Consider the following 13,626-nt stretch of genomic DNA (forward strand, 5'->3'; position numbering starts at 1 on the left):
AAATTAGGGGGGGTTGACCGTGAGCGATTTAGCTACTCTTCGTAAAGAAATGGAAGCACTGGAGAAATGGAGAATCGAACTCGAAATAGAGCGTTCTGAACTCGAACAAGAAATAGTTAATGTTGAAAATACGGATTTTGAATTGCGTGTGAGGTTAAAGCACCTCGAGCAAATCAAAGCAATCGACTTCGAAACGTATAGGGGTTTCTTGGCAAAAACCGAGAATGCATTTAATAGAAACGCCAAAGAATTAAAGGAAATTAGAGAGGGAAACCCTCTTGAGATACTAGACATCAAGAGAAATATTGATCTCATTGATAGGTCGCTTGCGGCGTACCAGCATCAGATCAATGAGCTAGAGGCGTAAGACGAGCCCCGTCCAGGTACCGAGGTCGGGGCCTTTTTGTATGTGGAGCCCCACGTTATAATAGATTTGAAGGGAAATTTAGGGGGGAATAAAACATGGCTACGCGGATTGAAGTTCTAGAAAAATGGCAAGTCATAATTGATGATCACGGTGTATCGTAACAATTATATTAAAATAATAAATTAATCACATTTGTCGGGTGACAAGAACATTATCTCATTAAAAGTCGCGAAAATCGCGGCTTTTTTATTTATGGGATCAAGTTCTTGTCAAAACCAAATGACAAGAACTTGATCCCATTACCGAAATTGACAAGAACTTGATCTCATTCCCGACGAAAGACAGGGAATCGCATATTGAATGCAGCCGGCCAGAAATGAAAGATTGCTCTTCGTTAAACTAACGGGCAGGATAGTTTAATTATTAATGATTTCTGTTATACCATATTTTATCAATATACTAGATAATGGATATGACATACTGATGGGGGGATTATTGTGCTTATCATTGAAAAGGTGGACGCTGCTCGAAAAGAAATTTTAAAAAAATTTAATGACTTTGTTTCTGCATGACTTGTCCGAATTTAACGAAAAACTTGAGTTGAATCCTGAGAATGGATTATTCGAATTTGATGTATTTGACTGGTTTTTTGAAAAAGAGGGACTAACACCGTTTTTTATTAATTTGGACGGTAACCCAGTTGGCTTTATTCTGTTGCAGAGTGGTCCATATTCAAATCAAGAATTTGCTGACTATGTTTTAAACTCCTTCTTTATCGTAAAGAAGCACAGAAGAAAAGGAATTGGTAAATTAGCTTGTAACAAGTTCTTTGAATTGTATCCTGGTAGATATGCAATTAGTCAGGCACAAAACAACACTCCAGCCGTGAAATTTTGGAGAAGTGTCTATGAATCATATAGGGTTATTCCTGTTGAAAAAGAAGAAATTGAAGATGGAATCAATGTAGTGTATCAATATTTCAAAACGCATTCATCACTAAGCTAACGGAGAACGATAGTTCAACGCATTTTGGAGTAGTTTGCCATCGGCAGCTACTCCATTTTTCATTACGCTAACGGGAGGTTAGTTCAATGCCGAAGGGCTGACGCGTGGCAGTCCTCCAACTCTTGAGCAGATAAGAGCAACATTAAAAGGATAATGAAGTGCTTTGGCAGAACTACTTCTCATGTGGACAGACTCTGAAATTATTTTTATTAATTATGTTCAAATCGAGTGGACCTGTGGCATCTACATATATAGGACGAAGAGACGCGAGGAGGAAAGCATGGTATTCGAGGCGGAAGATAAGGCATTTGCAGCGAATAAGGTTGTATCAATCGGCAGGGTATCCTTCGATCGGGATCAGTCGCTGGTGGAGCGCGCGCAGCAAGGGGACACCGAGGCGTTCGGCGAGTTGATCGAGCAGCATCGCGAGAAAGCACGGAGCTTAGCAGAGCGGTTAACAGGGGATCCCCACATGGCGGATGACGTGGTACAGGATGCTCTCATACGTGCATTTATGCATATGGGGACACTCGTCGATAAGAGTCGTTTTCTTGCTTGGTTCTACCGTATCGTGCGCAATCAAGCGAACAAGCGATTACGTCGGGGCGGTCCGCACCGGAAAGAACGGCCATTCGTATCTATCTCCTCCCCCGAGACCAAAGATTCACAGGTTGACTGGGAGGACCTAGACAGCATTCTCTATCATCTAGCACGTACGGCGACAGATGCTGCGATGAGGGAGCAGGACCCGGCAGAGCACCTTTTGCGCAAGGAAATATACGAGACGATTCATGCGCTGTTACATTGCTTGAACCGCAAAGAGCGAGATATTTTCAAAGCTTACTTCTTCCGCCAATTGAGTCCAGATGAGATCGCTGCAATGTATCGAATGACGACGGGCTCGATTTATACGTATATCCACCGTTCTCGACAAAAGCTTCGGAAGGAGCATATTCGCGTCTCGTTCCTTTTACCTGAGAAAAAGGGAGGAAGCGGATTGTCCACCAATAAACAAGTTGAGATGCGGCCATGGCAAATAGACGCTCCAGTCATGTCAACGTTCGTACACAGCATTGGTCGAATGCTCGCCTCAGTAGGCGACCGATGGGAAGCTACGGAACTCATGGGATTGTCCACCTTCGCATTCCGTATGAAGCTATCGGATAAAACAACATTCGCCGACGGCATCTACGTGTTTGATTGGAGAGCCACGCTGCGTGAACTGATGCGAGAAATCGGTTATGAGATCTCGATGCTATGCGGCCAACTAGCAGATTCACCCATTCCGCTGCTCGGGGCGGTGGAACGGTTCCCAATCGTGCTCCCGATTGAGGAAGCGGTTCTTCCGTTCATCCGCAGACACATCGATGCCGGGAAACCGGTTCTGTACTTTGATACGATAGTTACGAGGCCATATGTGTATGAATGGTCGGTTATCTACGGCTACAATGATCGGCTAAGAGTTGTTCATCTCACCGACCCGATTCGGCCGGAAGGCAATACGCTATCGTACGACGACGTGATTAATAATCCTGTACGCTTTTTAGCTGGAATCGGCAATAAGCTGAAACTGACAGCAGGAGAAACTACAAAGCGGCTTAGGGAGATAGCAGCTCGCGAGCAAGCACTGCGAACGATACGCTTCGCAATCACCTACGCCAAGCACGGGTGCGATTATCGACCACGAACCTCGTACTTGAATTACACGTCCGGCTTGGCGGCATATGACCGTTGGATTGGTCATCTTCGTAACCCGCATATTGCGCCGAATCGTTACGGAATGGGACAGCTCTCCGCGGTATATGCCGATGCGAAGCGTTATGCTGCGCTGTACCTGCGGGGCGTACCTCTTGAAGAAGAGGAGAAGCGGCTGGCGCTGCTGGCATCAGAAGCCTATGAGCAGGCTGCAGGCGCGATGGCTGAACTCTGCAAGCTCGTACCTTTCATCCAGACGTCGGAAATTCTATCACCGGACATGCGTGAGGTTAGCGTTGAACAGTTGGAGAAAGCCAAGGCCTTTGAAAGCGCCGCGGTTGGTTATCTAGAGAACATTTTCGCCGTAATGGCTGAGGAAGAGGGAAGCAGACAATGAAAGAGTTGCGGTTTATGACGGAGTTTCAACATTTGCAGAGGGTAATGGATGCCAAGGAGTCGTTCGAACGGTTGAATCCTGGCGTAAAAGTCGTGATCGAGCAATCGACCGATCATTTCGAATCAAAGAAAGCTTATGAATCCGACGAGGCCCCGGATATCATCGAGTCGGGCGGATGGTCGCTGTTCAACATCAAAGACATGTTCGTAGATTTAATTCCCTATGTCGCAGAAGTTGACGGACTCGAAGAGGATCTATATCAAGGTCCGATGAAGGTCGCCCGCCACAACGGAATGCTGCCAGGGCTGCCGGTGGACGTCAGCATTCCGCTTCTTGTCTTTAATAAGGAGATGTTTGATCGTGCCGGACTGGCGTATCCAACCGAGGATTTAACATGGGACGATTTTATCGAGATGGGCAAAAAATTGACGATCCGAAATGAACATGGCGTCGCTTCACAGTTCGGCTTTGGCATCGGTGTAGATATCGAGTGGTATGAGCCGTTTGTTTTTCGCAATGGCGGAAGCTATCTGTCTCCGAATGGCACGACTGCTAGGGGGTATATTGATAGCCCAGCTACCATCGAGGCGTTCCGCAAAGTGATTGACGCCTATCGTGTACACGGCATTATCCATAAGCCGGACGAGCCTTCTGAAGCGGGACATCTTCATGAGGGTTTTGCGATGATCTTCGGGTATATGTGGTTCACCGGTGATTTGATCTATCACAAGATCGACGAGAAGTTCGGAGTAGTTGGTCTGCCAAAAATGCAGGGAGGTGATCCGTCGAATATGATCTACATGGGCGCGGCCGGAGTTACTTCGAAGTCGAAGAACCCTCGTCTCGCTTGGGAGTTTCTACACCATTATATCATTGAAAGGCATTCTTGGCCGCTTCCGATCACACACTCTCAAGCGAAGGAGCGAGGTCTAACCGAACACCGCCTTTGGTCACGTTACATGGAGGAGCTCGACGCAGTACGGTCAAGCGGGTTTTACCTAAGTGAGAAGTGGAATTCGTCACGTCAACTCATTAACGAAGACATCCATAGGATGATTCTTGATGGTACTGAAGTGTCCCAAACCCTGCGGTCATGGACAAGGTTCGCATAAAAGGAGAGCAAATGACCAGGATTAGGCGCAGTGGGATGCATCGGACTTTTATTTAGGATCTACTAGACATCAAGTTCTTGTCATCCGACAAGAACTTGACATGAAGTATTACCATCCTCCATCATCATCATCATCCGTCCGCCGTCGTCGAAAAAAAACCAGTAACGGCGCGGGTTTAGACATATGTACAAAATCCACCTTTTATGAAGTGGTGCGTTAAAGCGTTAAGGTGACGGAGGGGCAAAAATCACTCGCTGCTGCTCCTTCCCAAGATTTTTTATTCTTCCTCATTGTCGTCATCATCATCGTCGACACCAGAAAACGGCGGCGCTAATTTTGATCGGCTGCCGTTTTCTAAACGCCATGACAATTAAATCCGCGAATCAGGAAGCGTCCCCATCACGTACCCTGCATAATACAAAGGCAATACCAAGCTTTTTCGATAATCTTCCGAGGTGCCGGCCTGTTCGATCACTTTCTTACCCGGCTTCGTATTAGCCTCGATAAACCAAGCCGCTCCATGCTTATCGATTCTGTCAGAGGACAAGAACATATATGCTTAAGGTGTCGCGTAAATCGCGACTTTTTTGTTTTATGAATGCATGTTCTTGTCCAAATTGAAGGACAAGAACATGTACGCTTAGCCGAAATAGACAAGAACATATAGCCATACTCGATTCATGACAATCGGCTTTACGGATGATGGCCGACCATGCAACTCGGGTCAGTAGCATACTGTGAGAGTTGGACGCAGACACGGCTCGTGTGGGAAGGCCAGGATCCGTCGGTTGCTAGCGTTGCAGGAGGCCGATGACGCCGCGGGATGGAGAGAACTTCTCAATATGTATATTATATATCATTAATAGACCTCGCATGGTAAAATTGACCTAATATTATTGGCCTGGGGAATAATGAAGAAAGACAATTCGAGGGCTAATTATGCGTGCTTATTGAAGACGCTGGAAAAGGACAAGCAAAAAGCGAACGTATACCGGAGAAAAGGTTCGTTATGGGGTGAACGGCGACTGGCCGATTCCTTTTCGGGGACGAGAATGCGTACATTCGTTATGATATGTCGTATTCAAAAATGTGCACAGCGACCAGCCGCTGGTCGGCGCTACTCGGCTCCGTCGGTGACAAAGCACACGGTCAAATGACGAAGAAGAATCCGTTCTCCGTGCTGCAGCTTCCGGATGGTACAAGTCGAGATATTGGCATAATCCAGCTAGTTAATTTTTTGTATCACTACGGTTTGCAAAAGTTATACGATTATACTAACCCTGAGGAGCTAGATTTATGAGTTTGTTATATAGGTATTACTCGGTAAACAAGTACTCACTTGATTACTTAGCCAAAGGCATGGTTAGCTTTAATGATCTGCACAAATTCAATGATCCATTTGAGGGATTGGGACATTTTTATTTTGATGTGACTCCAGAAGAGCAAGAATATTGGGACTCAATTGGTTCGAATTTGCCAATGGATATTAGCAATAGGTTCGCTGAGGATAGTAAAGAGATGTTAAGATTTAAAAACAGAATCTTATGTGTAACTGAAAAATATGATAATCCTCTTATGTGGGCACATTATGCGAGTGCGCATTCTGGCTTTTGTGTGGGTTATGCAAAACAAGATATCATGCAAGTAAGTGACCGTTTTGATAAGGTCAAATATGAGCAGGAGCCTAACAGAATCAATTCAGCTCAACTTGATATGAAGCAAATTGATGACCTGTTGTTTATGAAATCAAAAGAGTGGAAATACGAGGAAGAATGGAGGTCAATATATACTCTAAGAGATGCTGATATTAGACGTTTGGCTTATGGAGAAAATTTCGTCAAATGTAATGGCGAAGAAGATGATAAAAAGCTTTATATGCCTTATGGTGACGTCCAGTTGGGTAATCTACAAGTTTTAGAATCAGATAAATACATTTTGAAGCAATGTGCACCTCAAGTTATTTATTTAGGACTAAGAATGAAACCAGAAGACAGAGCACAAGTCATCGAAATAGCCAAAGCAAATCAATTAAGCATTTTTCAAATGTCGCAACGTCCGAACTCTTTCAGACTGGATTATTTTCAATTAAACTGGTGATAACGGTATCACGAAAGCTTATGGTTTACGATAGTATAAAACTCGGTGTTGTATGAGAGGTGATTGTTATGATTTTCCGAAATTTACGTATGAAAAAGGTTCAAGCGGGGATGTATCAAACTTGGTTTGAATATGAGCATAGTCAGTTCTTATTAACTATAAAAGGGGCCAACACTTCTGATTATCACATGACATTTGAGATGGCCTGCACAGATAAGGAAAATACTAGAGCCGAACTACATCAATTAAGACAATATCAACACTGTATTTTCGATACCCTAGAGCCCATCATAACCATGCATAGCTTGGATAACGATAAAGAAATATGCTTATTAGAAATAGTAGTTAAAATCGAAAATGAATGTCTCATTAGAAATCTTCAAAAGTACGACGACTAACCACTATAATATTGGGATGCGAATTAGCGTTCCCATTCCTGGTCTGTTATAAAGGATATAGACGCACAGGATTCACGAGCTCTTTGAGGTAATGAATCCTGTTGAGTTATAGCGGTACAGATAGTGCAGAACCTAGTATCCACGTGGTTTTGCGGATTGACAAAGACTCACAGGACTTAAAATCCTGCGGTGGGTGACCACCGTACGGGTTCGATTCCCGTCCTCGGCATCCTTAAATACCATGAATATCAAGGGTTTCAGCTCAATTAGGCTGGAACCTTTTTTCGTTGATGGAGAGGTTTTGCTAACATTTTGCTAACGGCGCTTCTTTTTGGACTTCCATTCGGGGTTTCCGATACGCTCACGACCATATCGTGCTGACTTCATGAAGAAAGATTGATGGCTCAGATGGTACGTTCGAGGGACGCTGGATTTCGGCTTTTATGACCTCTTTGCGGCTAGGTAATGTGTTTGAACCACTATACTCCAAAGCAAGCTTTACATGAGCTCTTGCAATGTCTAGCAGTACTGATGTTAGTCCTTCATCGTTTAATGCCCTCCAGACAGTATACTTCATGGTTACACTTCCTTGCTTTTTTTGAAAATAGATCATTAATTTTTTGTGCTGTATCTTTTTTCGTTTCGATGTCTATGTGTGCGTAGGTGTTTGCCGTAATGTTGAATGTGGAATGCCCCAACCAGATTTGAACTTCTTTCAATCCAATACCATGTTTGACGAGGTAGCTTGCTGTTGAATGCCTGAGATCGTGGAATCGAATATGCGGCAATTCGTTCTTAGCGAGCATGTCTTTGAACTTGTGATTCAAGTATTCCGTCTTTATTGGGCTACCGTCAGGCCAGGAGCAAACAAGACCGCTTTCCACGTAATCTTTTCCATACAGCAGTTTACTTTTCTTGTGCTGCTTTTTAAGTTGTTTTAAGTATTCCTCCATGTTTTCCATTAAGGGCAAAATGCGCTGGCTGCTTTCGCTTTTAGGTTTCTTCACGACAACCTTTTTACCGATCTTCACGCGAACCTCTTTAATCGTAATCGTCTTTTCTTCGAAGTCGATACAGTCCCACTTTAAGCCCAGAACCTCGGAACGCCTCAAGCCATAATGCGCGGCGATATATACTGCGGACTCAATCGGAGTACCCAAACAAACCTCAAATAGCTTCTCGAGCTGTTCGACTGAGTAGTAGTTGGCATTGTACTTCTCTTCCTTTGGGAGTAGGATTCGATCAGCAGGGTTAAACGGAATCAGGTTCATTCGAACTGCGAAATCCAATGCGGATTTAATGTTAGCATGATGTCTTCGCAATGTTTTAGCGGACAATCCTTTTTTACCTGTTGCGGGATCGTCCTGATATTTTGTCTCGTAGTACTTTTGCAAGTGAATTGGCTGTAGTTCTTGCAGCAATATACCGTTTCGGCTCTTGAAATAAGGGACGATATGCTTCGTTACGACCATCTCGTAACCTTCCCATGTGGTTTCTTCGACTTTACTTTTAATGACGTTATGAAGCCAGTCCAGCATAAAGTCGGTGAATGTAAGCTTCCGTTGAGGAAGAACAAAGCTATTGTTGTCCATCTTCGTCAGTACCTCTCGCAGAGCTTTCTCGGCATCCGATTTTTTCTCGCATTTGGTGTTAATCCACTTTTGCTTCCGTTTCCCTGACTCATCCTTCGTTTCGACAATGATGTACCAGAATTTATTTCGTTTTTGCAAGCTGCCTTTCATATGATTCGACCTCCAATAGGTTTTTGAAAATGAAAAGACAGGAGCATAATTGCCCCTGTCTGCAAGACCGGCTATTCAGACTACATGTTGTCGGATAAATCCATTTGCGCATGCTATACAAGCATGCATAATCCTTCTCTACTCTCATTGTTTTTAGGCGATAGAGGCTGCGTTTAGATAATTTAATTGAATTTCCACATATCGCCAAAATGGGACTATAGGAGTATAATTATATATCAAACAGATTGATATTATTGAGGTGCTGTTGATTCGATGACCATCGGAACTTTACAAATAAGCCGCAGGAGATTGATTGCCTATGTCAAATGAACATGAACACTGGCTAGAGAAATCTAACCACACTCGACTAAAGCATCACATTCTTCAGTTCTATTTAGAAAACTGGTCTAGAATATTAGCGGATGCAAGCTTCCACAATAATCAAGAAGATATTTACTATATTGATGGCTTCGCGGGGCGAGGAGAATTTCTTGATGGTGACCTTGGCTCGCCACTTATTGCATTAGAAGAGATGGAGAAGGTTCAACGGAGCTTTAATGAACAATATCCTCTTAAGCCTCTTCGATTTCATATTATTAATATTGAGCACAATGAAGGGAACTTTATTAAGTTGGAAGAGCTCAGAAAGAAAAATTCCACTACAGTGAGTATTCAAAATCTCCATGGGAATTTTCTGGTTGAAAGCAAAAACGTTTTGCTTAGAGAAGCTCTTAAGAATTGTGCTTGCTTTTGGTTTGTTGACCCATTTTATGGCGCGAGGGACTTTTCATTCGATCATGTGATCGACCTTCTCTTCTACCCTAAGGGAAGTAGACGATTTCGAAAAGAAGTACTTATTAACTTTATGACCTATAATATCGTGCGGTTTATTCGATATGATAAAGAGCAACCGTTTATTTTGAGGTTTCTAGGTGCCGATAGCTATAATGAAGTTGTTGAATATGGTGGCTCTGTGAAGCTTGAGGAAGCAATTATCTTGTTTTACAAGTCAAAGCTTAGAGAGCGTGGTTTATTTGTAGTAAGCCAAAGAGTTCAATGTAAGGATCCTAAATCACCACATGCAGACCTTATATATTTTCATATGGTACACTGCTCTCATAATGAACGTGCGCTTTTAGAAATGAGAGAATCTTTCGTCAAAGCTCAGCAACACAAGAATATCTTTGAAAAAGAGCTAAATGGTGGGCAAATCGACTTGTTTGATCTAGAGTTAATTGACCAAACCTACTTGGAATACTCTAAGCAGCAGCTTGTAGATTTTATCAATAACAACTTTGGACTCGGAAAACCTATTCTGTTACATAGGATTTTTGTCATGACACTGCAAGAGATACAAGTTTCTCACGTTGTCATTTGTGAACTGTTACATGAGTTGTGGAAAGAAAAAATTATAAAAGTCATTAATCAAGATGGCACCAATAGAAGGAAGCCATTTAACAAAAAAATTAAAGAGTGGAAATCGATAGAAATTGTCTTAATTAAGGATAAAGTAACTCAATTAGAGACTATTGAAGAACAACTAACGCTCTTTTAGTAGTGAAAAGTAAGGATGGAGACAAAATGTCTGAAACGAAGATTGAATGGACAGACATGACATGGAATCCGACGACTGGTTGTAGTAAGGTCAGTGAAGGATGCAAGAATTGTTATGCTGAGCGCATGGCTAAACGACTAAAGGCAATGGGGAATCCGCGATATTCTAAAGGCTTTGAACCACAGGAACATTTTGATGCACTATCTTTACCTTATTCATGGAAAAAACCAAAAAAGGTTTTTGTGAATTCAATGTCTGATTTATTTCACGAAGAAATATCTGAAGAGTTTATTGTTCGGGTATTCAAAGTAATGAATGAAACCCCATTACATACTTATCAGATTCTAACAAAGAGACCACAGAGAGCTGTTCAAATGGCACATCGCTTAAGTTGGTCAAATAATATCTGGATGGGTACAAGTGTTGAAAATTCTCGTGTTGTAGGAAGGATTGATGAACTTAGGAGAGTTCCTGCGAGAGTGCGATTTTTATCGTGCGAACCACTAATTGGTGAGCTGGAAGCTATGAATCTCCAAGATATTCATTGGGTAATTGTAGGAGGAGAATCTGGTCCAGGTGCGCGACCAATAGACTCAGACTGGGTTCGATCAATTTTAAATCAATGCCAAACTGCTGAGGTTCCGTTCTTTTTCAAGCAGTGGGGTGGGGTAATGAAACACAAAAACGGAAGATTACTTGATGGTCGAGAATGGAATGAGTTCCCTCATTAATGGAAAATGGAATTTTTTTATACTTTGTAATTGGTAAGGAGCGACATATTGATGGCGGTAGCTCTATATAATCTTTTTATATCAGGTGATGAAACTGCTTGGGATTCAGATACGAAAACATATGATGTAGATCGTTGTTTACGTGAATATACCGATAAGGATGTTTTTGAAAAGTTCGGTAAGTTGGGCAAAGAAGAAATTAGTGAACTTAAGAAACTTCCATGTATTTTTGCATATGAAGACTATTGCCAAAAGGATGCTAGTATTGGTTACATTACAGATATTTTAGTGCGACAGGTTGGTGTTAAAATTACTTTTCAAAAGCTAGAAGTGCTATCGCTAGCTACATTACACGAATTGCAATTTGAGTTAGATATAAAGAACTGGGAGCTAAACCGAACTCATTGGGCCATAAAAAAGGTAAATCTTTACGATGAATTAAATAAGGTCGGAATTCGTTTTAACGGAATTAAAAGCAAGCCTGTTGACATAACGAAACATTACTTTGACGTCTCTTTTACATTTGCAGGTGAGTCGCGTGATGTAGTTGAACAAGTTGTAAATGAGGTTGGAAAGTTAATAGATCAAGACGGAATCTTTTACGATAATAACTATGTTGGTCAACTGGCAAGACCATCATTAGATACCCTTTTACAGGATATTTACAGAAATCGTTCAAAACTTATTGTGGTATTCTTGTGTGAAAAGTATCAAGAGAAAAAATGGTGTGGGCTTGAGTTTAGAGCAGTTCGCGAGATGATTATGGACAAATCGATTGACAAGATTATGTATGTACGGCTCGATGCAGGACATGTTGATGGTGTATTCAGTACGGATGGTTATGTAGATGGAACTAAGTATTCCCCACAACAAATTGCTGGTTTTATAGATGAACGTCTTAACTTACTCGGATAATTTTTGGCACATATCACGCTGATAGAACTCTTGCAATGCTGGTAATGATATAAAGCTATTCGATTTGAGTTCAAGCTTGGCCGGTAATGGCTGAGCTTTTTTAATCCTCTCATTGTTGATTAACTCGCCTTAATTTGGTGTGGACATGAGTTATTTCTGTGAGAGGGTATTTATAATCAGAGGTTCTCTTATTTTACTAAAGGGGCGGTATAGGTGTCTGAACAGAGGATAAATAAACTTTCTAAAAAAATTAGCTCTTTAGAAGAAAATCAACAAAAGATTAAAAAGCAAGTCTCAGAATTGAAAGAAGCTAGCAAGCCTTCGGTAGAGCGACCATGCTCTAAATATAATAAAAGAGATTTGGTTCTAAGAAAAACAGTAGTTTACCCTGAATTCGACAGAAAAACTGTGCTAACAGACTCTCATTGGCATTATATCGAGCTGTTTCTGCGTTCAGGAAAAGAAGAACATTGTCATGAAGCTGTGAACTATTGGAATCAAGCAAAAAATTTCTATACAGCAACAGAAAATCTAGATTTAGTTGCTAAACCGTTAACTACATATTATTGTTTTTTGAATGCTACCAAAGCGCTACTTACATACAAACGTATTAATTTCGATTTGCAACATGGAATATCAGGAAAACATGAAGCTGGTCAAATTAAGTTACAAAATGAACATATTAGTATTCATAAAAAAGGTGTTCTCGCTGGTTTATGTGAATACTTAGATGAACCTATTAACTTTACGCAAAGGAATGTAAATATACTCGGAAATAATCAAGCTGCAGTGCTTGCTAGAGAGGTTTTTAACAGAACCAGATCTTATGTATCGGAACACGATCATCAGACATTTGAACGTGAATTAAAAGACTTTTTAACTAATCGTTCAAAAACAAAATCTTTCCCAGAAACACATACACTGAAAAGTATTTTATATAATCTAGAGTATATTCATCGAGCATATAAACTTACTTTTAATAGTGAAGCTGAGTTGTTTATTCCTATTGTAAAACCGCGATTCGTTTTTGATAGAGATAGTAATGAAAGCTGGTTGGAATTTCAATTAGAAGAGGGGGATTCAAACGCAAGAACGTTATCCAATATAGATGCATTCGAAAAGGATGACTACTACAAGACAGCTGCCTATTACTTACGCAGTAGAGAAGCTTTTAATTGGTCAAGTAAAAATAATGAAGCAAACCTTGATTCCTTCAAAAGTTATTATAAAACAATCAGAAAAAAATTTGTGTACATATATAGCACAAACGAATTGTGGTATTTTAAGAGGACTAATCTGACAACGGGAATTATTAATAAGAATTCATTGGTTCTCACTTTTGCTGCTATGCATAGATTGAGTGAAATGTCTAGATATGATCCTAACAGATTAGATGCACATTTAGCCAGTCAACATGGTTGGTTGCTTTCAGAGTTTATTAATAAATCCTTATATCAATTTATTGATATGATTTCATCTGAAATTTCTGGAGATGATTTTAGAGCAACTGGTTTCAGAAATTAGAAATACTTCACACATTGAGAAACGATGGGTTGATTTGAAGTATAAGTTCGCATTGCCAGTTTATTGTTTATAGTGGAAGAAAGCTAAT

At 41.2% G+C, this 13,626-nt stretch carries 12 protein-coding genes; 10 read left to right on the plus strand and 2 right to left on the minus strand.

Annotated elements, in window-relative coordinates:
* Positions 1 to 19 precede the first annotated feature (19 nt).
* The 4 genes from KXU80_RS26930 to KXU80_RS26945 all read left to right on the plus strand — a co-directional run bounded on the left by KXU80_RS26930 (position 20) and on the right by KXU80_RS26945 (position 4,576).
* Positions 20 to 367: a hypothetical protein gene (locus tag KXU80_RS26930; protein WP_219836142.1), complete on the plus strand. Its 348-nt coding sequence runs from the start codon at positions 20 to 22 to the stop codon at positions 365 to 367.
* A gap of 600 nt (positions 368 to 967) precedes the next feature.
* A complete protein-coding gene (locus tag KXU80_RS26935) occupies positions 968 to 1,372 on the plus strand; it encodes a GNAT family N-acetyltransferase (protein WP_219836143.1) in 405 nt (134 codons plus the stop codon).
* Positions 1,373 to 1,652: 280 nt separating this feature from the next.
* Complete coding sequence (locus tag KXU80_RS26940; protein WP_219836144.1) at positions 1,653 to 3,464, plus strand: RNA polymerase sigma factor; 1,812 nt, start codon at positions 1,653 to 1,655, stop codon at positions 3,462 to 3,464.
* A gap of 14 nt (positions 3,465 to 3,478) precedes the next feature.
* Complete coding sequence (locus tag KXU80_RS26945) at positions 3,479 to 4,576, plus strand: extracellular solute-binding protein (protein ID WP_219836145.1); 1,098 nt, start codon at positions 3,479 to 3,481, stop codon at positions 4,574 to 4,576.
* 370 nt (positions 4,577 to 4,946) lie between these two features.
* Here KXU80_RS26945 and KXU80_RS28575 read toward each other — a convergent pair whose 3' ends face one another.
* Positions 4,947 to 5,129, minus strand: a complete 183-nt coding sequence (locus tag KXU80_RS28575) for a YheC/YheD family protein (RefSeq protein ID WP_374987731.1) — start codon at positions 5,127 to 5,129, stop codon at positions 4,947 to 4,949.
* Between the two features lie 743 nt (positions 5,130 to 5,872).
* On the opposite strand from KXU80_RS28575, the gene KXU80_RS26950 reads away from it, so the two are divergent.
* Together KXU80_RS26950 and KXU80_RS26955 are read left to right on the plus strand one after the other, a co-directional pair.
* Positions 5,873 to 6,673 carry a DUF2971 domain-containing protein gene (locus KXU80_RS26950; RefSeq protein WP_219836146.1) on the plus strand — a complete coding sequence of 267 codons (801 nt, stop codon included), beginning with the start codon at positions 5,873 to 5,875 and terminating at the stop codon, positions 6,671 to 6,673.
* Positions 6,674 to 6,741: 68 nt separating this feature from the next.
* A complete protein-coding gene (locus tag KXU80_RS26955) occupies positions 6,742 to 7,071 on the plus strand; it encodes a hypothetical protein (RefSeq protein WP_219836147.1) in 330 nt (109 codons plus the stop codon).
* A gap of 542 nt (positions 7,072 to 7,613) precedes the next feature.
* Here KXU80_RS26955 and KXU80_RS26960 read toward each other — a convergent pair.
* The gene (locus KXU80_RS26960) at positions 7,614 to 8,813 is read right to left on the minus strand and encodes a site-specific integrase (RefSeq protein ID WP_219836148.1); all 1,200 of its coding nucleotides are present in this window, start codon (positions 8,811 to 8,813) and stop codon (positions 7,614 to 7,616) included.
* 319 nt (positions 8,814 to 9,132) lie between these two features.
* Between KXU80_RS26960 and tcmP the strand changes: the two genes are divergently transcribed.
* The 4 genes from tcmP to KXU80_RS26980 all read left to right on the plus strand — a co-directional run bounded on the left by tcmP (position 9,133) and on the right by KXU80_RS26980 (position 13,538).
* Entirely contained in the window at positions 9,133 to 10,368 is a 1,236-nt protein-coding gene (tcmP, locus tag KXU80_RS26965; protein ID WP_219836149.1) for a three-Cys-motif partner protein TcmP, read from the plus strand.
* Positions 10,369 to 10,394: 26 nt separating this feature from the next.
* Entirely contained in the window at positions 10,395 to 11,099 is a 705-nt protein-coding gene (locus KXU80_RS26970; protein ID WP_219836150.1) for a DUF5131 family protein, read from the plus strand.
* Positions 11,100 to 11,150: 51 nt separating this feature from the next.
* A complete protein-coding gene (locus tag KXU80_RS26975) occupies positions 11,151 to 12,014 on the plus strand; it encodes a hypothetical protein (RefSeq protein WP_219836151.1) in 864 nt (287 codons plus the stop codon).
* Between the two features lie 213 nt (positions 12,015 to 12,227).
* Entirely contained in the window at positions 12,228 to 13,538 is a 1,311-nt protein-coding gene (locus tag KXU80_RS26980; protein ID WP_219836152.1) for a YaaC family protein, read from the plus strand.
* The last annotated feature ends 88 nt before the right edge of the window (positions 13,539 to 13,626 follow it).

The sequence above is a fragment of the Paenibacillus sp. R14(2021) genome (assembly GCF_019431355.1).
Taxonomy (GTDB): Bacteria; Bacillota; Bacilli; order Paenibacillales; family Paenibacillaceae; genus Paenibacillus_Z.